Raw genomic sequence first — 26,668 nt, forward strand, 5'->3', positions numbered from 1 at the left:
ATAGGGAAGAGAAAGAGCAAACGTGTTGCAAGTTGAAGAGTTAAGGAAAGCAAAGCGCAAAAAGTGTGCAAGTTGAAAGAAATAGGGAAGAGAAAGAGCAAACGTGTTGCAAGTTGAAGAGTTAAGGAAAGCAAAGCGCAAAAAGTGTGCAAGTTGAAAGAAATAGGAAAAAGAAAGAGCAAACGTGTTGCAAGATGAGGAGTTAAGGAAAGCAAAGCGCAAAAAGTGTGCAAGTTGAGAAATATAAGGGAAAGCAAAGCGCAAAAGGAATGTAAGTAAGGAGAGATAGGAAAAAGAAAGAGCAAACGTGTTGTAAGATGAGGAGTTAAGGAAAGCAAAGCGCAAAAGGAATGCAAGTAAAGAAGAGTAGGAAAAAGAACGAACAAACATGTTGCAAAATGAGGAGTTATGGAAAGAAAGACGCAAAATCTTATAAATATCTGTTACAATGTATTAAATAAAATAGTAGTAAAGAATTTATGATAAAAACTACTTTGTTGTGATCCATGGTTTAGGGAGGAATATAAAGTGGATAACTTATTACAAATGTTTCGAGATGCCTTGCTAATCTCTGAGCCAATTTATAAAACGAATGAGCTAGTATGGAATAAGTGGAATGCATACTTTAAAGATGTTGAAAACAATAATAATAAAGTATTAACCTCACCTCATGCTTCCCCATCATTTACTGCATTAGTGTCTTGGCTAGAAAAAAAGGAAGAATCCGGTACTACATTAGTACAAATTTATGCCAAAATTGATTCCTATAAGGAAGAAATATATAAAGAAATTGAAGGATTTATAGACAAAGAATTTCAAAATGTAGCATCTTCAAGTTCCATAATATTAGAAAATGATCAAAATATAGAAGAGACCAACATAGTAAACCACGAGGATTATTATGAGGTAAATAACTCTGCTGTTTATTATAAATTAAGAGATGGAATTGCAAAGAATCAATTTGAAGAGGATGACAATACCAAAGTTTTACAATATCCTATTGAAACGAAGTCTTCTAATGGGATGGCTCAACTTTCTTCACATAAAGACGAGGATTTAAGACTTACAAATATTGAAGAAGCTGCCCGATGGAATACCCTTGTTGATGATGTAATGAGTAATATGGATGATTTAACGGCAGATTGTTTAGATGCAATTACAATACAGTGGATCAACGAAGCAAAATCTCCAGATGAGTTTATTGATTTTTCATATGAGCAAGTTTTAGAAATGTGCAACATTCCAAAGACAGTCGTTAAAAATAAAGAATATTATCGAGCTGAAGATAAAATTAAAATAGCAAAGAGAATTGCTGCTTTAGCGAGTATTTTTATCTATTTAAATGATGAAAATGAGGTTGTAGTATTAAATGACCGCGATGATGAAGGAGAACGACTAGAATTAAAGCGTGAGGTTGTTAAGAGATTATTCGTATTAGATTCGGTTGTATTGTGGAGACATAGTGTTACAAATGAGTATATGGGTATTGAGTCTTGTCGTATTAAGCCAGGCAGCTTTTTAACTAATTACTTATATGGATCAAATAATACAACGGCGTTATTGTCTAAAAAAGCACTTGAATATAATAGTTATAGACATAAATATCATAAAAGGTTAATTCGATATTTAACGTGGCAATGGAGAATTAGGCAAATGTATTCATCATTGAAAAAGCCTTATTCTATAGGAGGGGACAAGGGATTACTAGCAGTAATGGATATTCCAAAAGATTGGAAGCCGAATCGTATTAAGGAACAGCTAGAAAATGTTCTAATGGATTTGGAAAATGAGAAAGTAATCTCTCATTGGGAGTATAGTGATCCGCTGGATGAACAACAAATTGGGAAACGTAATTGGTTTAAAAATTATTACACTAACTTAGGAATAACGATTTTACCTCCTGAGGAAATGCTGCAATCAATGGATAGGGTAATTGGAAAGAAGAGTATAGAAGAACCTCAGGAACAATTACCTGAAGTAACAGTTGTTAAAGAAATAAAGAAGACTGTGGAATCAGTCGAACAAATAGAGAAAAAGATCCGTGATCAAATACTGAAAGTACACAATGAAAAAAAGGTAAGCATTCGTGAAATAGCAGATGAAATTAGTATTTCTCCGTCTACATTATCTAGATTTTGTAATTATAAAACAAAACGTTTATCTAAAAAAGCACTAGAAAAGCTAACGAAATGGTGTGAAAGACAAGAAATATTAGAAAAGATGTAACATAGACTAAATATTTCTTTTAATAATAGTCCAATTAAAAATACACATACATTATGTATGTGTATTTTACTTATTACCAATTATAAGAGTCTGAATTTTCTTTGTTAATGGTGGTTTTGGTGGGCGAAGGCCCCACTGGAAAGTCAATATAGTTATGCTGTTTAATCCACTGCAATTAAATTTCTTGTCTTATCGATATGGTTCAGTAACATACGATACTCTTCTTCATACATAGTTATACGTTGTAGAAGAGATTGATTCTCTGCTTCTAAATTTTCAATTTGATTTTGTAAATTTGTCAATTCATCCGCTTCTTTATAATTTTGTAAAAAGAGAATAATATCATCTAATGTCATAGACAAAGAGTTTGTTTCTTTTTCTGGTTGGGAGAGAGGAATGTTGTTTCCCTCTTTTCGGTTTTGTTTTGCTTGTTGTATTTCTTCTTCGTATTGTTTTCGCACGTATGAATTCCAACGGAATCCGCAAGCAGAAGGTGTCCTAGCTAGTAGTTTTGCTACTTCTTTGAATGCAGCTAACTGTGTTCCACCGTTACGAATATACTGAAGTACTGTTGATGCGAGAAGTAAATCGTTATCATTAGTCCAGGAATCTTGTCTTGAAATTACCACGTTTTAACCCCCATATATGTTTTATATTACATATATGCAGTTACTTAAAATGATAGAAGCTCAATCTCTCTTAAAATAATTAGGGGTAAGTATTATTTTCAATGCAAAATTACATATAAGGTTGACTATTCACTATAGCTGTAACTATAATAGTTACAGCTATGCGACTGAATTAATAGATTGGATTAGCATGAATTAGTTGTATTAGTGATGTATAAACAAATATTAAAGAATGAATGGAGCTGAAAATATAGTCTTACATATAAAACGTTTTTATAAAAAGAAATTAGGTAATATACATTTTTTTATAATCATATATTAATTAAAAGAGGTGCACGTTTTGAAAATTTTTAAGGGAATTCTAGTTTCTTCAATTGCATTAACAGCATTTAATGGGGTGGGCGGAATACTTTCAAGTGAAAAATCAGAAGTTGCCTATGCAGCTACTTATAATAATTCAAATAAGCAATTAAATTCTAATGTACATAAGCAGGTTACTAAACAATTAGTTTTGAAATTTAAAAATAAAGCGAATTTACCATATCAGGATGGGATAGAAAAATTCATTAAGGAAGAAAAACTAGATCCTGACTTAATTGAGATTTTAGCTCAATACCCAAATGTAACTATAAATCGACTTTTTAGTTCTTTAAATCCTAAAGAAATTAAAAATCTAGGTAAAGAAATAAAAGATTCAGATCACATTTCTTCTAATTTGCTAAACTATTATATTGTACAAACTCAAGATGATATTGATGTACAAGCATTACTTACAAAAATTGAGAAATCATCTCTTGTTGAAACGGCGTATCTACAGGAAGAAGAAGTACCACCAGAAGAGCGTTTGCCAAATTTATCTGTTAACCCATATGATGAGCCTAGACTAACAAGACAAGGTTACCTTGAACCAGCGCCATTAGGAATTAATGCACCTTATGCCTGGAGCATAAAAGGTGGAGATGGAAAAGGAACTACTTTCGTAGATATGGAGTATGGGTGGTTATTTAGTCATGAGGATTTAGTGAATCAAAAGATTGAATTAATATCCGGACAGAATAGGATTGAACACCATGATCATGGTACTTCAGTCTTAGGGATTGTTTCGGCAGAAGATAATAACATAGGTGGAATTGGAATTGCACCGAAAGCTAAGGTAAAGGTTGTATCTCAGTTCAGGGATAACGGAAATTATAATACAGCTGATGCTATATTAAGTGCAGTTAACAATATGCAAGCTGGAGATATTCTTTTATTAGAAGCTCAAGCAACTTACGAAGGATATGGAGATAAGAATTATTTTCCTGTAGAAGTAAAACCGGATATATTTGATGCAATTCGTCTGGGAACAAATAAGGGAATTATTATTATTGAAGCAGGTTCAAACGGCGGAAATGATTTAGATCAATTTAGAGACCGTAATGGTAAACAAGTTTTAAATCGTAATAGTCCTGATTTTAAAGATTCAGGGGCAATTATGGTTGGGGCAGCTTCTGCAAGAGTTCCTCATAAGCGTTCATATTTCTCTAATTATGGTAGTAGAGTGGATGTGTATGGATGGGGGAATGCAGTAGATACAACAGATGCTAAACCAAGTGAATTTACAACAAATCTATATACTTCTAGCTTTAGTGGAACATCTAGCGCATCACCTATTATTGCTGGTGCTGCAGCATCAATTCAAGGAATTGCAAAAAATAATCAGGGAAAGGTATATACACCAAGCCAGCTTAGGGATATTTTAAGTGATTCTAGTACCGGAACGAAATCTAATGATCCAATTAATGATAAAATTGGTGTTTTACCTGACTTAAAAGCCATTTTATCTAAACTTGGTTTTTCACCAAACTTAGGTAATGATTCTTCCATTGTATTTCCTGAGGAGCAAGAAATAAATAAAGGGAATGGAGGTTCTACTATTACGTTCCCGAAAGAGGATTCCGATAATAGTGAAGGAAACTCTAACTTCATTTTCCCAGAATAATAGAAATATCTTCTATTAAGAATGAGGCAAAATAGTTTACTCAATAAGAACAAAGGATATGAATTCATATCCTTTTAATTATGCTATTTTTACTACCTTACAAAAACGTAATGTTAGCGTAATGGAAATGAATTTTGGCAGCCAATAGATTAGGATATAATTTTTGTGAGAAAAGATATGAGGTGAATAATATGAAACGAATAGTGCTTATGTGTAGTGTTTTTGTGATGTTTACTGTGTTGTTATCGGGGTGTAATTTAAATCGTCTTGGTACAGATACATATTATGTGCAAATTACCAAGGATGGTGAAAAATTAAAAGAGAAAAATGTAAATGGGGATACGACTTACGAATATAAATTACCTGGATTTGATAAGGATGGTAAAGAGAAAGAAATGGAGTTTACAGCGTTAAAAAACCTTCGTAAAAAAGCGTTTTTACGTATATATTACTCTGAGAAAAAAGGTGTGAAATCTTGGGAAGAAGTTAAAAAAGACGAACTCCCTACAAAGGTAAAAGAAAAATTAAAGGTGGATTAATAAATAATTCTTTGTTAGAGCAATATATCCTCAAACTATTAGAATGTATATTGTGAAATGGGCTAAAGTTCTATAGAGTTGTAAAAGTAAGAGGCTGACAGTTATTGTCAGTCTTTTACTTTTGTACGAAGGAAATATAAAAGGCATTTAACAGACAAGTGTTGGATTATTAACAATTATTTAAGATCTAAAGCTACAATATATCTACTCCTGAACTATAATAATTTTAGGTCAGGAATAAGCTTCTAATTTTGTGAGGAGTTAAATACTAAAAAGGCTTAATTTTGTTTAAGTATTTGTAGTCGTTTAAAGGATTTATGATTGGTTATGATATAATAAAATTCAAGTATAATAAGGGGGATTAATTAGATGATTTTTCAAAGCATGATAACAGCTATTATAGAAAAATTACAAGAGACGGTGAATCCCTATTGGATAATTGTGTTTGGATCAACGGCTGAGAACAGAGAACGAGAAGATAGTGATATTGATATAGCTTATTTAAGTGACACAACTTTAGGGAACTATGAACGTTTTTTATTAGCACAGGAGTTAGCTAACATTGTTCATAAAGATGTTGATTTAGTTGATTTATCCGAAGCTTCTACAGTTTTTCAAGCTCAGATTATACATACAGGAAAGACAATATTTTGTTCGGATGAAAGACGTAAGGTCATTTTTGAAATGAAAACCTTAAAAATGTATTCAAAATTGAATGAAGAACGACAGATAGTATTTGATGATATAAAGAAAAGAGGTTCTATATATGAAGAATGAGGTTATTTTAAATAAAATTTCTACAGTAGAGCGTTGTATAAAAAGAATACAAGATGTGTATGGAAATGACCCTGAAAATTTAGAGGATTTTACAAAACAAGATTCAATAATATTGAACATACAAAGAGCTTGTGAAGCAAGTATTGATTTAGCGATGCATATTGTTGCAGGGAAAAAATTAGGACTACCCCAATCTAGTCGAGAGGCCTTTGATTTATTGGTTACAGCAGGATTACTTAGCGCTGAGCTAGCAAATAAGTTAAAGGCAATGGTTGGATTTCGTAATATTGCTGTTCATGATTATCAAAGTGTAAATTTAGATATTGTTCGTCAAATTATTGAAAAACATTTAACTGATTTTAAACTATTTACGAAAGAAGTAATGGGGATATTGGAATTTTAGGCGAAAGAACAGAATAATAGAGCTGAGAAAGAAAGTAATTCTATGATTCCCAAACCAGCTATTGAAACAATCACTTAATTTCGTAAGAAGAAACGCGGGCATAAGATGAATTTGTTTATGTTGTAGTGAAGCTTAGCATGAGATGCTTGTAGATAATATTAGGAATAATATCCATATACAATTTTATCAACAAATAAGTAAATATTTTCAAAATTAATTTGTATACATATAATGTATACCCAAAATAAAAAGTTTCCTTATGGAAACTTTTTTGTTTTCGGATAAATTTATAAAGGTTAATTAATATACAGTTTTTGAAAAGAATGATGAATCATGTCAAATCATCTTCATTTACACGAACATGGACGTAGTATAAAAATGAAGCATATCCAAAATAATTAAAGGGGCTGAAAAAATGATTAAAAAACTTATTATTGGTTCTATTGCTTTAGGCACAACAACAGGAGTGAGCAAACCTACATTTGCTGCTACAATACATTCTCTATCACAGTTTAAAGAAACTCGAAATATTCATGTGCAATCTCTACATTCCCCATGGCAGTATTTAGGGCAAACTTCAAGGGAACTTCAAATTAAAAGTAAGGATCCAAAAGTACTAGCTTTTGAACTAGCGAAAGAAGCGCCATTTTATGAGGGAGAATTAGTAGACATATGTTCTGTAATTTTAGATGCGAATGTAGATGTTATATATTGGACAAGTAAGGAATGGGTTAGATTTGAAGCAGGAAATTATGAGTTTAAACATGAAATTAAAATTTTTAGAGATAAAGAACGTCAGAAATTAATTACGGCACTAGAATCTTAGATCTTTTACAAAAAAGAAGCTACCTTTAGTATGCTATACTCCCCTCATAGTAGATAGGAAAAAGAAAACACATTAACCTATTTACTATGGAGGGGATTTTTCTATGGGTAAAATTAGAGTCACTGACGATGTAGAATATAAGAAAAAAGTATTGGATGTATACTAAAAGAATGTATGTGGTATAAATAATCGAGTCTTTTTTGTTTAACATGTGTACGTTTATTACTGATGAAAATCGTACTACAATTACATCCATGGCTTATATTGTAGGAGTATGTCCTTTAGTATTTTTTTATACAAAAGTTTCGTAATAAGAATTTACTGATTGTGCTATTTCATACGACTTTAAGAGAATTGAAGAAATAAATTGGATTAGGCTAAAAGAGTTTAGGTTTACTTTGTACAAGTAGATATTAAAATGTTATAGAAAAATAAGGAAAATAGTTATAAAATAGGAAACTGGAAGGAACTTTCCAGTTTGTTTTTGTTGTGCGAGATAAAGATCGCCAAAGATGAGAGCTTAAGAATTCTTTTCTTTGTCTAAAACTAACACTTAACATAATGGATCTAGAAGGTATCAGTACAAATGGAAAAGGTGAAGTAGTAGAAGGTAAACGTCTTCCTACTAATAGATTTCCAAAATCAGCTGGATATATAAAAGAGGAGATTGCAAATGGGAAAACTGATATTTGTGCAATAGATCAGAATTGGCTTCAAAAAATAGAAATTAAACTTTAGCATTATTATTCAATAGTGTCATAACTATTATTTCTTTAGTTCTGCTATATAAAAGGGTGTTGAAAATTAGCTGCATTTTAATGCTGATTACAATGTCATCATGCTTTTTGTATTTGTATACATAAATTATTAGATTAGTTAAATTATTCTTTCGATTATAGTGAAACTATCAGTATAAAAGGAAAGAAATTCTATCAAACAAAAAAATTGGAACGTTTGATTGAAAGACAAGTATGCTATTTTAATGTTTAAGTTAATAACAGAAATAGAACCTTTTAATAAGTTACTACTTTGTTTTTGTATTGTTGAAAATAAGAAAGGTGAAATCAATGAAAAAATATTGGCATAAGCTATCGTTGCTTCAGAAAAATGTATTACTAACGGTATCAGTAATTCTGACGCTTGTGGGAAGTATGGGGGCGTTAAGTTTTAACATGTTTCAAAATAGTATGATGTTTATATTTGAAAGGCAGTCTTTTGAAACAGGAGATACATTAATAAATCAATTAGATCTGGAAATAGTAAGAGATGTAGCAAAAGACCCCACAGCACAAAGAGTGAAGAAAGAAAAATTGACAGAGCAATTAGATAAAGCTATAAAAAATATGAAAAGTGTCGGACAAACATATGTTACAGGGGCCAAGCTAAATGATAAAGCAGAATTACAATTAGTAGCTTTGGATACAGAATTAGCAGATACGGTTTCTGTAAAACTAGGTTCTGTAAAAACAGGTGACTATTATGAGCATCCTACTCATTGGAAGAAGACATACAACCAAGTAATGAAAACGAAACAGGCACAAATGACAGAAGTGTATGAAGATGTACTAGGTACATGGGTAACAATTTTAGAGCCAATTACTGATGAAAATAATAATATAATTGCAATTGTTGCAGCGGATTTAGACGCTTCTATTATTCCTCTTACAAAGAAAGAATTTATAGTGCACGGTTTACTATTTATAATCATTTCATTAACAATTGCAATTACAATTCAAATATTCATCTCACGAAAATCTCTATCGCCTTTAAAGGATTTACAAGAAAGGTTACGTAAAGTTGGTGAAGGGGATTTAAGTATTAAATTGAATGAAAGGTCTGATGATATAGGGATAACTAATATCTATTTTAATAACACTATTAAAAAGTTTAATAGGATTATAGATAAAGTAAGGCAGACTGCTGAACAAGTCTCAACATCCTCACAGGAATTGTCGGTAAGTACAAAAGAGAATAGCATAGCCTTTAAAGGAATTGCAAGTGCTATTACAGGATTAAATTTAGAAGCACATTCTCATGAATATGTAGTGCAAAAATGTTTAGGAATTGTTCAAGAAATGGAAAGTAAGATGAAAGAAATTACAGGAGCTGCAAAACAAGTTAGGAATGCTTCGGAAGACATGGAACAGCATTCTGGAGAAGGAAAAGATTTGATTAAGCAAATTGTGAATCAAATGAAAAGAATCCAAGATACAGTTCAAGATGTATCTTCTAGTATGTATGCATTAGAAGCACGATCTAAGGAAATTAGTGAAATTCTTACTGTAATTACAACTATGTCAAATCAAACAAGTTTATTAGCTTTAAATGCTTCTACTGAAGCATCATGTGCTGCAGAGGTGGGGAAAGGATTTTCATTTGTTGCGGATGAGGTGCGTATATTAGCGGAAAAAACCGAGGCATCTGCAAGGGATATAGCGAAATTAATTGGTGAAACCCAAGCTGAAGCAGAGGAGGCTGTAAGATCCATACAGAAGAGTTCAAAGGAAGTGCAATTAGGAATAACACTTGTTCAAAATAGTGGTGCTTTCTTTAAAAAGATTTCAGAATCTGCACAATCTGTTACAAATCAAATTAAAGCGACTTCGAATAATTCAAGTGACATTTTAAAAGATAATCAAGCTATTGTTCAGATTTTAAATGAATTATCATACATTGCAAATACATATGTGAATAGCAGTAGTAATGTAGAGATAAGTATGAAAGAGCAAGAACAGTATGTACAAGATATTGCAGAGTTGGCGAATTCTTTAAATTGGCTCTCCCAAGAGTTACAGGAGTTAATAGGGGAATTCAAAAGTAAGTAGGATAGGAGAAGGGGGAGGTATAGGTATGACCTATGCCTTTATTTATTCCCATATAAAGAGTGAAAGCTTAGGTATATATGTAAAATGGCTAAGCGAATAAATTTTTTGCATATTTTGTTGGAAATAGAGCATGATATTACCAAATTCAACGGAGGTGTTTAAAAAATGCAAATTCGCGAAAATAATAATTCAAACGAAATCTTAATAGCAGCTGCAGCAAGTGCAATTGATCAAATGAAGTATGAAATTGCTCAGGAGTTTGGTGTTACACTTGGACCAGATTCAACAGCAAGAGCAAATGGTTCAGTAGGTGGAGAAATTACAAAACGTTTAGTTCGTATGGCGCAAGAGCAGTTATCTGGTCAATATAAAATTCACTAAAGTTAAAGGTATATCCCATAGAAGGGATATACCTTTTTAATTTGCCTTTAAATGAGGATAGTGAAAATTTTTATTGCTAGTTAAATTTAGACACTGCAAATTTGGCTGTGAAATTCATCTTCTTCATGTAAGAAGAATTTACTCCTGCTTGAAATTGAACAGAAATATTACCGTCTTTTTGTGCTTTGAATACGCGACCGTATGGTGAATTAGCATTGTATGTGCCAATTACTTGATCATCCGCATCAAAGACTGTATAAGAAATTGGGAACCCGGAATTTTGTACAAAGACCGTAAGTTCTTCCCCTTTACTAAGATTAAATGATTCTTTTTGAGAAACTTCATACGAACTCATAGAGTAATATTTTGTAACTTCTTGAATGTCTAAGTTCGTAGTTGCCGCACTTGCTTTTGGTGCCTCTGCTCCTGGTAAATTCATACCTGATAGTACTGCAATTCCTAATGCCCCTGCTAAAATAACTTTTTTCATAATGCTAGTTCCTCCTTTAATAAATTGTGAGATTTGAAAACGAAGTGAAAATATCACTTCTTGAAACCATTATAGTTACAATGAGAATGATTTTCAATGAGATTTGATATGTAATTCTGCATACATAAGATGTCGATATAAGGTAATCTATCCGAAGTTTAAAGTATTCTTAAATAAGGAGAGAACAAATTTTCAAAACTATGAATGAGATGGTAGCTGATTTTTACATACGTTGGTTATTTAAAAGAAAACGAAATAGAAAGTATATTTAGGGAAATTTAAAAGGCCTTGTCATTATAGACAGGGCCTTTCAAAAAGGGACACAATTGACAACTGAAGGTGACTTCATATTACCATTTTTGGTATTTTAATTCCAGGTGTTCATATTGAGAAATAAAATGATTATTTTGTAGAGTTTGAGATGGGAGATACTGCCTTTTAATTTTTCAGGATGGGAAGGCATAAGCAGAATTTTTTATTTACTTTAAACAAGGGATAGAAGAAATATTTTTGCTTAGTAAAGCGTGTTAATCATAGTTCAAAGTTATGTAAAAAACTGTTTTCAGAATAGGTGTCCTTTTTGTTTTAAGAAGAGAATATATTTTCTCAACAGGACAAATGGTAAACATCTATAAGTACTATTTATAAGGATAATAAGAAAAGTAGAAATTAATAATAAAGGAGAATGCGAAATGAAAACAGTAGTAACTGATAGAGATCTAGTTGAAATCCGCGAAGAAGACGTAGATGTTTTAAAGGTAATGGCACATCCGGTTCGATTACAAATTGTAAATGAATTAATGAAACATCAAATGTGTAATGTTACGCAGTTAACGGAAATATTAAAACTCCCACAATCTACTGTTTCACAGCATCTATCAAAATTAAGGGGAACCGTACTTCGTGCAGAAAGAAAGGGATTAGAGATGCATTATTATATAGATAATGTTAAGGCTCGGCAGATTGTTGGAATTTTAGGCTTGTAGGTTAATAAAAAGCAAAAAAGTTTCCGGTTATTAAGTAGGAAACTTTATATATAATAATTTTATTTTGTGAGGATTACTGTGTAAATAAGAAAATATTGTCCGTAGAATTTCTGTACCTCTCAAAGGAGTGTAATGAAATAAAATCTACTAATTTGTTTTCAATAGATCTTATCATTATGTTTATGTTATTTGGGGTGCCTATATTGATGGAATTTAGCTAATTCATAGGAAAATGTGGAGTAGGTTTATTATTTTCTTTAGAAATAATAAACCTACTGTATTAACTGAGTTTTCTTATAAGAATTATAACAAATTATTTTAGTAATAAACAGACTTGAAGTCACTTCCTAATAAATCGTAAAATTTACATGTAAGGTAAAAATAGGAATATTTGGAGGCTGTTATGAAAAGGTTATTAGCAAAATCATTATTAGGTATTTCAGCATTTTCTCTATTAACTACATCATTTTCTATGAGTACGCAAGCAGCGACTCATGAATTAGATAATGTACCGGTTATTAGTGTAGAAACAGTAGAAGATAGTAAAATTGAAGTGGCAGAATTTAATCAAGTAGAACGATTTGCATTCCCATTAGCCATTCCTGTGATTATTTGGGGAGCTAGAGGCGCACAAGTAGTTCATAAGGTATGGAAAGCAGGTAAATTAGTTACAATTGGATCTGCTGTTGGTATTTCTGGAATGAAAGCACAAGATGTCATTGGTAAATATAAAAAAGGTGCTATTAATAAGGAATTTCCAGGGTCAATGAAAAATAAAACTGTGAAGGAGATTGAAGATTTAGCTAAAAAAGGAAATAAAGATGCGAAAAAGGCAAAAAAATTACTAACAGATAAGAGATTTAACAAGGGTGATAATAGAAAATGAGTATAATTACTAAAAGTGATATTTTAAATACAGTAGATTCATTTTTTTCTTATGAAAGACCTACGGATAAATCATCAGTAAAAATTTTAAAGCCAAATGAGAGATTACTTTGTTTAAAGCAAAATAGTCAAGAAGATAATATAGATAAAATTTGGTATACTGAGTTTCAAAAAATATACTCTAATAATGCAGTTGTTAATTGGACTGATTTACCTAATAGTCAGTGTTTAGAATATAAGGTTTTAGCTCACAGTAATCAGAAAATCTTAGATGATGATATTGAGTTAATTAAATTATTAGGCGGAAAAAGAGTGGATTTAAGGATTTTTATTAGTTTACTTGGAGATTATTATTACTGTATGTTAGAAGAAACTAGCTATATCATAGAAACAGACGAATGGAAATTTAATAATATAAGTGATAGTGGACAATACGTTGAACTCCTAGAAGAGACTAAAATTTTTATGGATAAAAAAGGGTTTAGTTATATCTCTAAAGAGTTATTAAATACTACATTAGAAGGTATAGAAACAGAATATATTTCTTGTAATAAGGTCACTTTATTTAATTGCTTATTCTCTGAATTTGAATCTATAGATTAATAATAGGATGATAGCTTTCATTTTGATTAATAAGCGATGAGAAACTTTCTTAAAACAATATTAATTATTAGGTTACTATCAAATAGATATATAGACTAAAAAACCTTCCTTAATGGAAGGTTTTTTAGTGCTTAATTTAAGTAGGATGGGAATAATATGTAAAAACCTGATAGTATAATATATAATTTTAGGAGAGTAAAAAATATAGGAGAGACCAATTGAGTTATCCATTAAAGGAGATTGCTATATGTATAATTGTAATCAATGTGGAACAGAAATAATTACGCAACTGCAAGATAGATATAGAGAATATTGCCCGAAATGTGAAATGCCTAGGCCGAGTAGCTTATTGTACTATAATTTATATGAGCTACTAGAATTTATGGAAGTTAATGAATACTTGAGTAAGGAAAGTATGCTACATAATTTTCTGAAATGGGAGTTTGAGTTAACGGAAGGGCGTATCTTCAAGTTACATTTAGATGTTGACAGATATGATCAAATCGGTGATGAGAATTTTACAAAACAATTAGAAACATATATGAAAGGAATCCGATTAAAATTAAATGTTAAATATGAGGATGATTATATCTGGGTTAAGGTTAATTAGTAGGACTCTACATATAATGTGTTCTAGTTTGAAAAGATAGTAAGAAATAGAGAGGAGATTAATAGTAATGGAAGATTTAAAGAAGGAAGTAATAAGATTTCGAGATGAGAGAAATTGGAGACAATTTCATAATGCAAAGGATTTAGCCATTTCATTGAATTTAGAAGCTGCGGAATTGCTTGAGACTTTTCAATGGAAGTCCAGTCAAGAAGCAACGGAGACTAAAATGCAGGAAATGAAAGAAGAAATAGCTGATGTAATGATTTACTTGCTTCTGCTAAGTGATCAATTAAATATAGACTTAGAAGAGGCAGTACGCTCTAAGTTAATAAAGAATGCTGAAAAATATCCTATAGAAAAAGCATTTGGAAAAAATAAAAAGTATAATGAACTATAGAAGATAAATTTCATTTTATATATATTATTTAATAAGTCTGTATAAGGGCCTAATTGTGGTTATATTTGAGTAGGATACTAAAGTATTTACGGACATTTGAAGGGCATGGTAGGGATAGTTTAATGATGATAAGAAGTTACCGAGAATAAGGTAGCTTCTTTTATTTTATAGAAATAATGTGGTTGACTGAAATTATCAAGTATTCACATTAAGATTGTATTTTATCAACTTGGTTTAACTTGCCAGACATAATTTATTACAATATATTAGTAGAAACTTACAAGGGAGGAGTTAAAATGGAAATTAGTATTAAAAAACTAGATAAAAAAATAGACAATCGAGAGAGTATAAAAGAAATAATAGAATTATGGAATTTAAACGCAATAGAAACTGCAGATTGTGAATTAGAGGAAAGTCATAAAAAAGGGATTAAAGAGCAATTAGTGGAACTGATTCAATCAAGATATGGTGCAGTTTTTGTAGTAACTGATGAAATTAATAATCTAATTGGTTATGGAATTGGTTCAATAAAACAAGATCTGGTTACAGATATGTTATATGGTCAAATAGAGGAAGTTTATGTGAAATCAGAGTATAGGAGGCAGCAAATTGCGCAAAATTTAGTTGGAAATTTGAGCAATTGGTTGAATCAAGAAAATGTCTCTTTGATTCATGTCTATGTTGACTTAGCTAATAACTTGGCATTGAATTTTTGGGAGAATACAGGATTTGAAAAAGAATTTTTTCTTTTATCTAATAGCTAATCTATATAATGAAAGTTTAAATAAAAATAGGATCACTATAATAATAGCATTGCGCTACTATAGTGATCTTATTTTTATTTAGAAGAAAATAAAAGTTAAAAGTCATTATTTAGAAACGTTTAAGTAAATGGATAGAAAAATAGTAGCATTATAGTTTTTGAAAATATCTTGATATAAATATACTTTTTTTGTAATATATAGGTATATTATTAGTTTACTTGATTCTGTTTATTCCCACACCTTATGTGTTGTGGTTGAGTTGTAGAAGTAAGTTTTGTTCTTACTTTAATTTTGAAAGGGCTTCTTTGAGCCGATTAGTGTAAATAGCTTATTTTGCTGTGCACAATTAATCGACTTGAGGAAGCCCTTTTTGTTTTGGGTGAAACAAGTATGAAAATGTATTTCTGTATACAATAACAGATTAAAAAAGGAAATTTATATAAGGGGAGAACCATGACGAATAATTTATTTGTATATAAGGGAATTAGGAGGGGTATATAGTTTTTTTATGTATGAATAATTCATTGTACAGTTTTATTAATTAAATAATAATGAAAGATAGGTGGGGATGAGTATGAAATTTAAAACAGAGGAACAATTATTAGCATTTACGGAAGGAATTATTGGGAAGAGTTTTAAAGAAATTGATACAAAAGGAATCTTACAAGGAAATAGTAACGATAAAGGAATACTAGGTAAGGTTGTTGAGACAGGATTTTATGATTATGAATTAAATAATAGTCCTGAGGCAGACTTTGGGGAATTAGGAATTGAGTTGAAAGTTTCTGGTTTTAATAAACTTCGAAATGGATCATGGTCGGCAAAGGAAAGAATTTCTTTAAGCATGATTAACTATAAAAATATTATTCATGAAGAATATGAGTTTAGCAAAGTTGTTTCTAAGAACAAAAAGTTGCTAATTATTTGGTACGAATATATGAAAGGTGTTCCGTATGGAGATTTTATAATTCGAGATTTTCAACTCTATGATATGTCGCAAGATGAAGCAATAATCCGAAATGATTTTTATACAATAAAGCAAAAAGTGCTAGAAGGACTTGCTCATAAATTGTCTGAGGGCGATACCGTTATTCTAGGGGCGGCCACAAAAGGACAGAAAGGACAAAAAGCAGAACAGCCTAATTCGGAAATCTCTGCACCTACAAGAGCATTTTCCTTAAAAAATTCTTTCTTTCGTGGTGTTTTGAGAAGCCATGTAGAAAGAATGGACAGAGGTGAAAAATCTAATGTATTTGTCACACCTGAAGGATACATTTGGAATCAACTAAAACCGTATAAGGGGATGAATCAATTAGATATATTAAATCTTTTTGAGAAGCGTGATCCAGCTAAAAAAATTCCTAACAGTATTAGTAAAATGGTATCTAATAGGATAGTAGGTACAGATAAGGAATTACCAGAGAAGCATGAGGTATTCAGTAAATCTAATTTTCTAATTAAAAATATACCAATTCGAGAGGATAACAGTCCTATAGAAAAAGCAACGTTCAGAACTTTGCAACTTGCAGATTTTGAAAATTCTTGGGAAGAGTCTTCTTGGAAAACATTCTTTGAGGAAGTAACTTTCATATATGTAGGTTATCTAGGAGAGAAAGATGGTAAGAAGCTAGGTAATGGCCAAAGGATTCTGGATAAAATTTTTAAGGTTACATTTACTCCTGAAGAAGTGGATGAGTTTGAGAAAACTTATAACATGATAAAGGAGACAATTGAAACAGGGGACATTCGTAAACTTCCTAAAGCTTCACATGATGTAGGAAAGGAGCTTAAATTGGTTGTTTCAACAAAAGGAAGTGGTACAGGGGGCTATGAGAGATTTTTTGATGATACAAGAGAAACATGCTTTATGTTAAATAAAGATTTTATTCATCAGAAGTTTAATGAAGCTGTGATTCTAAAGTAGATACGTAATTGATTTACGAATTAAATTACAGCAAAACAATCATATAGAAGTTTCGTAGACGACATAAACGTTCTGATTATAAGAGGAGAGAATGGAAGTTTACTGTTAATCAACAAAAAAACGTATCAATTGATACGTTTTTTTGTTGTTATTCGAGTAAATATGAGGTATGATTTGAAAGGGGAAAGAACTTTAATGCGCATTAGCTTTCAAAATAGGAAGACAAAAAAGCACACTAATTTTACAATCGGGGAGATTGAGCAGTACATATTAGAGTTTAAAAAATTAATTAAAAATAATCGATTTACGATTTCTCGAAATGAAAAAAGGAAAGAGAATATTGAATTTTTAGAGGCTTATAAGATTAATGTTAGTAAAGTGAAAGAGATTCTTCTTAATATAGGAGTACATGATTTTTGTTATGCAGTTGAAATGAAAATCCAAATTTTGCTTATGAAAAATTGTATATCTTCTGTCCACAATATGAGCTAGATAATTGGGGACAAAATAAGTCGGTAGACATATATGTTAAGACGAATCTAATTGAAAATAAGGACAGGAACAAATACATGATTGTTGTTTCTTTTCATAAAGGGAATAAACCAGTCACTTATCTTTTTAGATAAAGTTAAGTGACTTATGGTTCTATAATGAGGGAGGATTTTTATGTTGGTTTTATGTGAGTGTTGTCGAGAAATGGTGAAGTATTCTACTAAAGATGTTCCAAAAATGACAGTCATTAGAGGGAAGCAATATCATTACGTGGGTAAAGAAGCAAAATGTGAAGAGTGTAAATCTGAAATATTTGTTCCTGACATTCATGATTATAATTTAGAACAATTAGATCATGTATATAGGCAACAAGAGCAGTTAGTTACTATCTCTGAAATAAAAGAGGTTTTAGAGAAATATAAGATTGGAAAACGTCCATTGTCTTTACTTTTAGGTTGGGGTGAAGTTACCTTAACAAGGTATGTAAATGGGGATATTCCGACAAAGCAGTACTCGGATATATTGAAAAGATTAAGTAGGGATCAATCTTTTATGCTAGATATTCTGGAAAGAAATAAAGGTTTAATTACTCAAAAAGCATATAGGGTTTCTAAAGAAGCGATTGTAAAGCTGCAGGAAAATGAGAATTTTACTTCTACACAGACTACGAAAATTGAGGCAGTTGCTAATTATTTGCTATATAAAAATGATGATATTACTCCTTTAGCTCTTCAAAAGCTTTTATACTATGCACAAGGATTTTGTAGGGTGTTTACTGGAACATATTTATTTGAAGATGATTGTGAAATAGGAAGTCACGGCCCGGTATATCGAGTTATTTTTGATAAATACAAAGGATATCAGTACGACAATCTTGAAGTCAATTATGATAGTACAAATCAGTTAACTCAAATAGAAAAGGAACTATTAGATTATGTAGTTAATACTTTAGGCTGTTATAGTGGGAAGAGTTTAGAAAAAATGATTCTATTTAACTTACCATGGGCAGTAGCTGATCTAGAATTAGAAGATAATAATTCTGGTAAACCTATCATGGAAAAAGAGGAGATAGATAATTGTTTTAATACAATGAAACAGGCATATAATTTAGTTACTATTTCTGATATTAAACAATATAGTATAAGGGTATTTGATAATATAAACAATTAATTGTTGTAATTATATTATTTTTAATATGAGTGATATATCGATTTTTTTACTGTTAACCAAACCCCTGTAAAGGTATTAAAAGATAGTAATAAATACAAAGGATAAGGAGTATAGAATATAAACACTTTTAACATGATGTAAATATGCATATTAAATAAAATGTAAAGTAAATTAATACATTATATGGTAAAATGATATATGTGAATACGTCTTATGAAGTAAATTTTATGCTTTGGACCTTTAGCTCAGCTGGTTAGAGCAAACGGCTCATAACCGTTCGGTCGTAGGTTCGAGTCCTACAAGGTCCACTTATAAACAAGGAGAAAGCACTCATTTGAGTGCTTTCTCCTTGTTTATAATAAATAAAGGGGATTGTGACATGAAAATAATTGATTTAGAGACAGAAAGAAAAAAGAAGGAAAAATTAATGGTAACTATTCCAATTATAGAACTAATGTATGGAGAAAAAGGGGAAATTGAATTTAAAGTAGTAGGAAAAAAAGTTGTTCCACAATCCATGTTTGAGAATTAAACTACTTTTACTTCTTATAGGCTGTAGGGTCGTTATGTGGGAGATTTCTAAGTATGGAATCCTCGTGGATACTAATAAAAGGAAAAACTAAAAGTTATGTTCGAAATGGAGGTGAATTTGTAGTGTTAATGGTAGATTTCTTGTAAAATACACAAAAAGACCGTCACAGTATTGTGACGGAAAATAGAAAAATTCTGACGACTTACTACTATTATTGTTTATTTGAAGTTTTTAAAGCATCTAACACTATTTTGGTTGCTTCTGCAATAAGCATATCATCGTATTTAGCATCCTCTTTTTCATGATTAGAAAGTATCGCAAGAACAATTGGCCTTTTATTTGGTGGCCAAATAATTGCGATATCATTTCTGGTTCCATAAGATCCCGAGCCAGTCTTATCAGCTACTTCCCATCCTCCTGGAACTCCAGCACGAATTAAGTTGTCTCCCGTAGTATTTCTTTTCATCCAATCTATTAATAAATTCCGTTTCTCAGTTGAAAGTACATCTCCTAGAGCGAAAGCCTGCAGACTAGTAGCTAATGCCTTTGGGGTACTAGTATCATGAGTGTCTCCTGGATGCACTTCGTTTAATTCTGGTTCAAAACGTTCAGGGTTTGTAACGGTATCTCCTATTTCTCTCAGTGATTTTTTGAATTCACTAGGCCCACCTAATTGTTTAAGAATAAGATTTTGTGCCGTATTATCACTATATCGAAGGGAAGCATCTGCAAGCTCTTTCAGAGTCATACCTTTATCAACATACTTTTCCGTAATTGGATTGTAATTAACAAGATCTTCACGAGTATACAGAATTCTTTGATTTAGATCTTCCATTGATTTCTTTTGTAAAAGTACTCCCACAGCTAGAGCTTTGTGGGTAGATGCGTATGCAAACCGTTCATCTGATTGATAAGTAACGGTTTGATTTGTATCAGTGTCCAATGCATAAATACCGAGTTTAGCATCAAATTCTTTTTCAAGCTTAGCAAAAGAATGATTAACTGTATTTTCTTGTTTGGCCTGTTTAGGTGGTTCAGATTGAGTATTACTATTGGAACAGCCTATAAGCGTTGCGCATGAAAGAAATAATACAGGTACAATCTTTTTGTAAGGTAACATGTTAAAAAACTTGTTCAAGACTATCATAAATTTTCAACCTCTTTCAAAAATATATGGTTTTTTTCTAGGTGTTCTAAATATCAATACAATTAAAGAGTGTATAGGGTAACATTCTTCTTGCATCACTCTTATCATAAACACCTGTTTTATACGTATAATGAATAGACAATCTAAGTAGCAAGTTTGTTCCATTTAAAGAAATAAGAAGATGTTTTTAGAATTCATTACCTTAAACAATAGACATTTAGGGTAAAGGAAATTTATTTTAATTCCATAATTGTGGAAACGTTAAAGTAGAAATTTAATGTTTTTTGTAAAAAAGAATTGACTTTCGATTACGTTGTAACTAATATGGTTACATAAGGTGTAACTTATTCAGTTACAACAAAGTCCTGTTTTAAGAAAAAAGATTTATATATGTAATTGAGGATAGCGGTCTATACGTTGTCGTCCAGTACAGGAAGTTACTACTATATTAACAACTATGCATATTCTAATCGGTAGTGTTTTCTGCTTTAGAGCCATAACGTGCAGAGTTATCTTTTATGAATAATTTTAGTGTATCTTTTTTTGGAAAGATTAGTTTTTGGAGAAAATAATAAGGTTTCTAAAAAAGATACACTTTTACAAACCAAAAAGCTAGCTAGGAATTTTTAAGTGATAGCTGGACTAGCTAATAAAAATAAAGGTAGGAGATTTAAATGGAGAAAAAACAAGATAACCTTATATATGTATGGGACGCATATTGTGGATGGTGCTATGGTTTTTCAGAAAGTATTAAAGGATTTTACAAAGACCACACAGAAATGCCGTTAACAGTTTTATGTGGGGGATTATTTTTAGATGATCTACCAATAAAAAATTTCTCATATATAGAAGAGGGAAATAAAAGAATTAATCAACTTACAGGTGCAAAATTTGGTCCTTCCTATCAAAAATTGGTGGAAGAAGGAACTTTTAAAATGAATTCGAAAGATGCTGCAATTGGCTTTTCAGCTTTACGCTCATTAGCGCCAGACCGTTTGTTAGAATTCACGTCTGCTATGCAAAAAGCGTTTTATTATGATGGACAAAGCCTAAGTGATCCTGAGACATATCGTAAGATTGCAATTGAGCATGGTTTGGATCCTGAACAAGTATTAGAGCGTTTAAATGCGCAAGAAACAATTGTAGATGTCCAAAATGATTTCAATAAGGTTCGACAGCTTGGGGTTAATAGTTATCCTTCTTTACTTTTACAAAAGGATAATCAAATTATTCCTATTGGTGGTGGGGTAATGACGCCAGATAAAATTGAAGCACGTTTTAAAAATTTATATTAAGAAAACTTAGGCTATAGTAGCAAACACGTTTGCTTACGCCAACCGACATACATCTCCCGAATATTTGCTGGTGCTATTATACTTTCAGGTGAATTGAAAAGGGAGCTTCTGTCGGAACAAAATAAAAGTGTGTTATCTATTCAATAACTATTACAAAAGGAGCATAATATCTATGTTTAAAACAATCGCTACAAATCAAAAAGATGTGAAATTAACGGTTTTTAATTCAGACGAAAAAAGTTTCATGGTCACTGCAACCTTAGTTGAGAAAGCGGGACATGCATTTTTAATAAACTCAAAATTTACTCAATCTGATTCGAAAGAAATTGTGGATTATTTGAAAAGCAATAACTTATCTCTAGATAAAATTTTTATTATCCATGGAGATCCTGATTACTATTTTGGGTTAGAAAGTATAAAAGCTGCTTATCCAGAAGCTATAGCGTATGCTACAGAGTCTACGGTTGAACATATTGTTCATTCTGTATTAGGGAAATTAAAAGTTTGGAAAGATGCACTTGGAGAAAATGCACCAAGTAATGTGGTATTACCTCAAGTGTTTAAGGAAAAATCTATTGATTTTCAGGGACTAACATTTGAACTAGTAGGCTTAGATCATTACAGAACTAGCTTATTTAACAGAGAACTGAAATTATTAATTGGGGGAATAGATGTATTTAACGAAATCCATCTATTCTTAGCAGATACTAGTTCAAAAGCAGCAATGGAGGCATGGATTGAGAACTTGAAAGTGTTACAGGCTTTAAATGCTGACGTAATTGTACCGAGCCATGGATCAATTGAAAAATCCTTAGATAATCAAGCGATTACTGCAACTATGGATTATTTAAGAACGGCAATTCAAGCTTCTGAGGAAAGTAAAACTTCAAAAGATTTTGTAGCAAAACTTGAAACAGCATATCCAGGCTATGCTAATAAAGGTGTATTAGAATTAAGTGCAAAAGTTGTAACAAAAGAAATGCCTTGGGGTTAATGCTATGAATAAATATCAAAAACTATTACATGAAACGTATGTGTTAACCGGCGAGGGAAAAATGGATGCTTTCAAAACGTATTTAAGTGAAAAGGTATCTTGGACAGAGGCTGCTGGATTTCCATATGCGGGTACTTATATAGGTCCAGATGAAGTAGTGAAAAACATACATGAACGCCTTGGTACTGAATGGGATAATTATAGCGCTAAAGATGAAATTTATGCTTTTAATAACAATACTGTTATTGTGTATGGAAAATATAGTGGAACATATAAAGTAACAGGGAAATCATTCATAGCAGATTTTTGTCATCTTTATGAGTTTGATGAGAACGATAAGGTTAAAAAGTTTATTCAAATTGTGGATAGTGCAACTGTTAATGAGGTATTAAGTTAGAGTTACTAGTTTCTAACATTCCTCGTATAGGGAGTATTGTTAGGAAAGATGGATTTTCCTAACAATATCTCTTACATCACATTCTGGGTAAGGTTTATCCTTTATTGAGTGTGTTATCGAATATGAATCATAAAATTAGAAGAGGTAGGTATATATGAAATTAGAGAAAAATTTAATAGTAATAATTATTTCTGTGTTTATTTTAGGAATTGTGTCGACTTTGATATTTCAAGCTTCAACTGGTAATACCAAAGGTCATTCAACAAAGAGCGAGAATGTTGCAACAGTATCGAAAGATAATGTGACAGAAAAAGAAAAAAATAAAAAGATGGTAGTTGATTTCTATAATGAAGTTTTTAACAAACATAATATCGATATTATCCCTAAATATGTAAGTGAAGATTATAAGCAACATAATCCTTTTGTTGCTGATGGACGAAAAGCCTTCATGGATTTCTTTAAGGAGGACTTTGTAAAAAATCCAAATTCCTCTGCAGAGATTAAACGAGTAGTAGCTGAAGGAGATACAGTTGCTCTTCATGTACATTCTCGTACTAATTCTCAAGATAAGGGAGTTGCTATAGTGGATATTTTCTGGATAAAGGATGGAAAGATTGTCGAACACTGGGATGTAATTCAAGAGATTCCAAATGAGGCAGCTAATAATAATACGATGTTTTAGGTAGAAGATATCTCTAATAATTGTTTAATTATTAGAGATGTTTAGAATCTTGAAATTTAGACAAGTTATGTTTTAAGCTGAGTAAAAATAAAGAGATGCCCTAGATATGGTACTAGGACATCTCTTTTTGTTTTAACGAGATTTAATTTATTATGATTTGTAGGGTGCTTATTACATGTATTTACTTATCATTTAATTCTAATACTGCACCGTTTTAAAATTAGATTACTGTATTAGTTTGTAAGAAAGGATGAACGTGGTCCAGCAAGACATGCATCTATACGATCCACTTGACCTTTGGTAAACATAACCATAGTATCATCATCGACATAATCCATATAATTCATAAACATATCGCCATCGGGTCCATTGTTACAAGAAATATGTGGGAATGTAATTTTGGGATGATTACGTCTAGCTTTATGTGAACTTCCAGTATTTTGATCTGCTTGATTTGGAGTATCCTCAACTCGATCAGTGCCACTGCATGCATTGCCATCATCGCCGCCAATATGAAATAAGTTAAGCCAATGTCCGATTTCATGAGTAGCTGTTCGACCTAAATGGAAAGGTTTTTTTGCAGTACCTGTAGTACCAAATGCAGTGTATGTGATAACAACTCCATCTTTATCAGCTGGTCCACCAGGGAATTGTGCATATCCTAAAAGTCCACCTTCTAACTTACAAACCCATAAATTTAAGTATCTATCAGCTGGCCAGGCATTTACTCCACCAGCACTTTCTGATTTGACTGCATCATCTACTGAGAATGATTGCTGAGTTGTTTGGGTACGAGTGATACCATTTGTTTGATTTCCGTCAGGATCTTTTGTAGCAAGAAAGAATTCTACTCTAGCATCACTTACAGAATCTTTAAATGCAGAAGGTACGTTTGCTATGTCAGGGTTCGTTGCTCGAAAATCACGATTTAAAACATCAATTTGACTATGGACTTGTTCATCTGGGATGTTTTGTTCCTCAGTATTCCATACAATATGGACTACTACAGGGATTTTAACAACTGGTCTTTCTGATTCTAGACGCGCACTATTGAGGAATTCATTCGTTACACTTTCAATTTCAATACGAGCATTCTTATACTGTTCAGACTCATTTAGTAACTTATGGTGAAGCTCAATAGTTGCGCATCTACGCATAGTAGGTGTATTTTTTCCTTCTGATGAGTTAGTTTGATTTGGCATTTTAATTTCTCCTTTTAGTTTATATTCTGTAAGTTTCGTTCAATATTTCAAATAATGTTTGATTCGAAAACTATTGTAAAAATGTTTATTGCTTTTTATTCTTAATAAATTCTTCAGTCATTTTTTCAATTTTTTCTCGTTCTTTTCTGTATTCTTCGGATTCCTTTAATAATTTTTCGTGCATACTCATAGTTCCACAATTACGTCTGGTAGGGGACGGGTCTTTAGAATTGTTTGTTGAGTTATGGAAACTTTCTTCATGAGTAAAGTTGTTCATGAAAATTCCCTCTTTCATTCTAAATTTGTAACTTGAGAAGCAATAAAAGCTATATTCATTCGTAAGATATCGAGAGCAAGTGGATAATGGATATGCTCAAGAGTATCGTTTGCGGTATGGTCATTAGGATTCAAAGAGTCTTCACCCTCTATTGTTAAAACAGCAGGTATTCCCTTATTAAGAAAAGATACATGGTCACTATCAAATGGATTAAGAGATATCTTAACTTCAAGTTCCGTATATAAAGATGCTGCATTTTTTAATCCATTAATGAGCTCTTCAGATAAAGGTGAACCTTCAATTAATACTGATGGTTTCGAAGTGTTTAATTTTCCTATCATGTCCATATTAATAACTGCTCGAATGCGATTCTTATCTGGAATAGTTAGGTTCTCAACATATTGTTTACTACCTAATAATCCTTGTTCTTCTCCTCCAAAAAGGATAAAGCGCAGATCATGTTGTACGGGAATGTCTTTGAATACACGAGCAATTTCCAAAACTCCTGCACTACCACTGCCATTATCATCGGCTCCAGGAGCATTAGATGAAGGCCCTCCACTATGGTTAACAGAATCAAGATGTGCAGTAATAATGATTAAGTGTTTCTCTTCATCACGATTTGTACCCATTTTATTTGCGATAATATTTTGGCTATCTTCATTATTTACGCGTATTGTCTCGCTACTAGTTGTATATCCCATTTCATTTAATATCTCACGAGTCCACGTTGCGGCTTCTTCATAAAAAGAGCTAGTAGAAAACCTTGTTGGATATGAAACTAAATGGGTTAAATATGATTGGTACTGATTTTTGCTTACTTGATAAACTAGTGATTGTATAGAATTTACAGGTGTAGACTGATTATGAAAACTGCCGGAAATAAGTAATTCGTTTTCAGTATCATTAGTACCACCAGGGAAAATAGGTTCTCTCATTCTTATAGTTTCACCACCTTAATTATATTTTTGCTTAGAAAGCAGTATTTCAAATATAACTTGTGAACGAACTCATACGTTTATACAAGCATTAACTGGTAAATTTACATTCATCATAGTTAATTACTTTTTAATATATATGAAGTTAAACGAAATTTTTGGATGTAAATACCATTTGGAAGTATTGTTTAAATCTTAGATAATCCTCAAAAGTTTCAGGGTTAGAGAAATATAAATATCTTATTTTAAAAATGTATTAGACTAAAAAATGAATATTAGATTTTTATAATGTAAAG

The 26,668-nt window shown here is 31.4% G+C and carries 28 protein-coding genes, 1 tRNA gene and 1 pseudogene; 24 read left to right on the plus strand and 6 right to left on the minus strand.

The window, feature by feature from the left end; translation table 11 throughout:
• Window positions 1-528 precede the first annotated feature (528 nt).
• Entirely contained in the window at window positions 529-2,226 is a 1,698-nt protein-coding gene (locus MNO09_RS02070) for a helix-turn-helix domain-containing protein (RefSeq protein ID WP_070169524.1), read from the plus strand.
• Window positions 2,227-2,387: 161 nt separating this feature from the next.
• Here MNO09_RS02070 and MNO09_RS02075 read toward each other — a convergent pair whose 3' ends face one another.
• The gene (locus MNO09_RS02075) at window positions 2,388-2,855 is read right to left on the minus strand and encodes an RsfA family transcriptional regulator (RefSeq protein ID WP_070169525.1); all 468 of its coding nucleotides are present in this window, start codon (window positions 2,853-2,855) and stop codon (window positions 2,388-2,390) included.
• A 340-nt stretch (window positions 2,856-3,195) separates the two neighbouring features.
• Here MNO09_RS02075 and MNO09_RS02080 point away from each other — a divergent pair, with 340 nt between their 5' ends.
• The 8 genes from MNO09_RS02080 to MNO09_RS02115 all read left to right on the plus strand — a co-directional run bounded on the left by MNO09_RS02080 (window position 3,196) and on the right by MNO09_RS02115 (window position 10,587).
• On the plus strand, window positions 3,196-4,836 hold the full coding sequence (locus tag MNO09_RS02080; protein ID WP_241949911.1) for a S8 family peptidase: 1,641 nt from the start codon (window positions 3,196-3,198) through the stop codon (window positions 4,834-4,836).
• Between the two features lie 191 nt (window positions 4,837-5,027).
• Window positions 5,028-5,375: a YxeA family protein gene (locus MNO09_RS02085; RefSeq protein ID WP_070169548.1), complete on the plus strand. Its 348-nt coding sequence runs from the start codon at window positions 5,028-5,030 to the stop codon at window positions 5,373-5,375.
• 369 nt (window positions 5,376-5,744) lie between these two features.
• Complete coding sequence (gene mntA, locus MNO09_RS02090) at window positions 5,745-6,152, plus strand: type VII toxin-antitoxin system MntA family adenylyltransferase antitoxin (RefSeq protein WP_046956012.1); 408 nt, start codon at window positions 5,745-5,747, stop codon at window positions 6,150-6,152.
• Complete coding sequence (hepT, locus tag MNO09_RS02095) at window positions 6,142-6,555, plus strand: type VII toxin-antitoxin system HepT family RNase toxin (protein ID WP_070169549.1); 414 nt, start codon at window positions 6,142-6,144, stop codon at window positions 6,553-6,555. Before mntA ends, hepT begins: the two co-directional genes overlap by 11 nt.
• Window positions 6,556-6,970: 415 nt before the next feature.
• A complete protein-coding gene (locus tag MNO09_RS02100; protein WP_070169550.1) occupies window positions 6,971-7,381 on the plus strand; it encodes a hypothetical protein in 411 nt (136 codons plus the stop codon).
• 561 nt (window positions 7,382-7,942) lie between these two features.
• The gene (locus MNO09_RS02105; RefSeq protein WP_171902949.1) at window positions 7,943-8,119 is read left to right on the plus strand and encodes a hypothetical protein; all 177 of its coding nucleotides are present in this window, start codon (window positions 7,943-7,945) and stop codon (window positions 8,117-8,119) included.
• Window positions 8,120-8,448: 329 nt separating this feature from the next.
• The gene (locus tag MNO09_RS02110; RefSeq protein WP_070169551.1) at window positions 8,449-10,206 is read left to right on the plus strand and encodes a methyl-accepting chemotaxis protein; all 1,758 of its coding nucleotides are present in this window, start codon (window positions 8,449-8,451) and stop codon (window positions 10,204-10,206) included.
• Between the two features lie 165 nt (window positions 10,207-10,371).
• Window positions 10,372-10,587, plus strand: a complete 216-nt coding sequence (locus MNO09_RS02115) for an alpha/beta-type small acid-soluble spore protein (RefSeq protein WP_070169552.1) — start codon at window positions 10,372-10,374, stop codon at window positions 10,585-10,587.
• Between the two features lie 76 nt (window positions 10,588-10,663).
• Here MNO09_RS02115 and MNO09_RS02120 read toward each other — a convergent pair whose 3' ends face one another.
• The gene (locus tag MNO09_RS02120; protein WP_070169553.1) at window positions 10,664-11,077 is read right to left on the minus strand and encodes a hypothetical protein; all 414 of its coding nucleotides are present in this window, start codon (window positions 11,075-11,077) and stop codon (window positions 10,664-10,666) included.
• A gap of 692 nt (window positions 11,078-11,769) precedes the next feature.
• Between MNO09_RS02120 and MNO09_RS02125 the strand changes: the two genes are divergently transcribed.
• From MNO09_RS02125 to MNO09_RS02175, 11 genes and pseudogenes are all read left to right on the plus strand, one after another.
• Entirely contained in the window at window positions 11,770-12,063 is a 294-nt protein-coding gene (locus MNO09_RS02125) for an ArsR/SmtB family transcription factor (protein ID WP_070169554.1), read from the plus strand.
• 403 nt (window positions 12,064-12,466) lie between these two features.
• The gene (locus MNO09_RS02130; protein WP_000825893.1) at window positions 12,467-12,949 is read left to right on the plus strand and encodes a hypothetical protein; all 483 of its coding nucleotides are present in this window, start codon (window positions 12,467-12,469) and stop codon (window positions 12,947-12,949) included.
• Window positions 12,946-13,551 carry a hypothetical protein gene (locus tag MNO09_RS02135; protein WP_241949912.1) on the plus strand — a complete coding sequence of 202 codons (606 nt, stop codon included), beginning with the start codon at window positions 12,946-12,948 and terminating at the stop codon, window positions 13,549-13,551. Before MNO09_RS02130 ends, MNO09_RS02135 begins: the two co-directional genes overlap by 4 nt.
• Window positions 13,552-13,798: 247 nt before the next feature.
• Window positions 13,799-14,161 carry a hypothetical protein gene (locus MNO09_RS02140; RefSeq protein ID WP_070169587.1) on the plus strand — a complete coding sequence of 121 codons (363 nt, stop codon included), beginning with the start codon at window positions 13,799-13,801 and terminating at the stop codon, window positions 14,159-14,161.
• Window positions 14,162-14,228: 67 nt separating this feature from the next.
• Window positions 14,229-14,558, plus strand: coding sequence for a nucleotide pyrophosphohydrolase (locus tag MNO09_RS02145; RefSeq protein WP_070169588.1), 330 nt, complete (start codon window positions 14,229-14,231; stop codon window positions 14,556-14,558).
• 296 nt (window positions 14,559-14,854) lie between these two features.
• The gene (locus MNO09_RS02150; protein ID WP_070169589.1) at window positions 14,855-15,322 is read left to right on the plus strand and encodes a GNAT family N-acetyltransferase; all 468 of its coding nucleotides are present in this window, start codon (window positions 14,855-14,857) and stop codon (window positions 15,320-15,322) included.
• A 574-nt stretch (window positions 15,323-15,896) separates the two neighbouring features.
• The gene (locus MNO09_RS02155; RefSeq protein ID WP_241949913.1) at window positions 15,897-17,246 is read left to right on the plus strand and encodes a Sau3AI family type II restriction endonuclease; all 1,350 of its coding nucleotides are present in this window, start codon (window positions 15,897-15,899) and stop codon (window positions 17,244-17,246) included.
• A gap of 195 nt (window positions 17,247-17,441) precedes the next feature.
• A pseudogene (locus MNO09_RS02160) lies at window positions 17,442-17,872 on the plus strand (hypothetical protein).
• 40 nt (window positions 17,873-17,912) lie between these two features.
• Complete coding sequence (locus tag MNO09_RS02165) at window positions 17,913-18,908, plus strand: type II toxin-antitoxin system antitoxin SocA domain-containing protein (RefSeq protein WP_088107207.1); 996 nt, start codon at window positions 17,913-17,915, stop codon at window positions 18,906-18,908.
• Between the two features lie 234 nt (window positions 18,909-19,142).
• Window positions 19,143-19,216 (plus strand) — tRNA-Ile (locus MNO09_RS02170).
• Window positions 19,217-19,287: 71 nt separating this feature from the next.
• Window positions 19,288-19,440, plus strand: a complete 153-nt coding sequence (locus tag MNO09_RS02175; protein ID WP_154401050.1) for a hypothetical protein — start codon at window positions 19,288-19,290, stop codon at window positions 19,438-19,440.
• A 211-nt stretch (window positions 19,441-19,651) separates the two neighbouring features.
• Here the strand turns inward: MNO09_RS02175 and bla are convergent, their stop codons facing one another.
• Window positions 19,652-20,578, minus strand: coding sequence for a class A beta-lactamase (gene bla / locus MNO09_RS02180; RefSeq protein ID WP_392388159.1), 927 nt, complete (start codon window positions 20,576-20,578; stop codon window positions 19,652-19,654).
• Between the two features lie 683 nt (window positions 20,579-21,261).
• Between bla and MNO09_RS02185 the strand changes: the two genes are divergently transcribed.
• The 4 genes from MNO09_RS02185 (at window position 21,262) to MNO09_RS02200 (ending at window position 23,955) form a co-directional block, all read left to right on the plus strand.
• Window positions 21,262-21,882 carry a DsbA family protein gene (locus tag MNO09_RS02185; protein WP_088107205.1) on the plus strand — a complete coding sequence of 207 codons (621 nt, stop codon included), beginning with the start codon at window positions 21,262-21,264 and terminating at the stop codon, window positions 21,880-21,882.
• A gap of 172 nt (window positions 21,883-22,054) precedes the next feature.
• Entirely contained in the window at window positions 22,055-22,876 is an 822-nt protein-coding gene (locus tag MNO09_RS02190; protein WP_088107204.1) for an MBL fold metallo-hydrolase, read from the plus strand.
• Window positions 22,877-22,880: 4 nt separating this feature from the next.
• On the plus strand, window positions 22,881-23,273 hold the full coding sequence (locus MNO09_RS02195) for a nuclear transport factor 2 family protein (RefSeq protein WP_088107203.1): 393 nt from the start codon (window positions 22,881-22,883) through the stop codon (window positions 23,271-23,273).
• Between the two features lie 154 nt (window positions 23,274-23,427).
• Window positions 23,428-23,955, plus strand: coding sequence for a nuclear transport factor 2 family protein (locus MNO09_RS02200; RefSeq protein ID WP_241949915.1), 528 nt, complete (start codon window positions 23,428-23,430; stop codon window positions 23,953-23,955).
• 233 nt (window positions 23,956-24,188) lie between these two features.
• On the opposite strand, the gene MNO09_RS02205 is transcribed toward MNO09_RS02200, so the two are convergent.
• The 3 genes from MNO09_RS02205 to MNO09_RS02215 all read right to left on the minus strand — a co-directional run bounded on the left by MNO09_RS02205 (window position 24,189) and on the right by MNO09_RS02215 (window position 26,372).
• Window positions 24,189-25,157: a zinc metalloprotease gene (locus tag MNO09_RS02205; RefSeq protein WP_088107202.1), complete on the minus strand. Its 969-nt coding sequence runs from the start codon at window positions 25,155-25,157 to the stop codon at window positions 24,189-24,191.
• Between the two features lie 85 nt (window positions 25,158-25,242).
• Window positions 25,243-25,434: a hypothetical protein gene (locus MNO09_RS02210; protein WP_048563574.1), complete on the minus strand. Its 192-nt coding sequence runs from the start codon at window positions 25,432-25,434 to the stop codon at window positions 25,243-25,245.
• Between the two features lie 14 nt (window positions 25,435-25,448).
• Window positions 25,449-26,372, minus strand: coding sequence for a M28 family metallopeptidase (locus tag MNO09_RS02215; RefSeq protein WP_088107201.1), 924 nt, complete (start codon window positions 26,370-26,372; stop codon window positions 25,449-25,451).
• Window positions 26,373-26,668: the final 296 nt, after the last annotated feature.

Origin of the sequence: Bacillus sp. N5-665 (assembly GCF_022637375.2) — a bacterium.
GTDB lineage: Bacteria > Bacillota > Bacilli > Bacillales > Bacillaceae_G > Bacillus_A > Bacillus_A wiedmannii.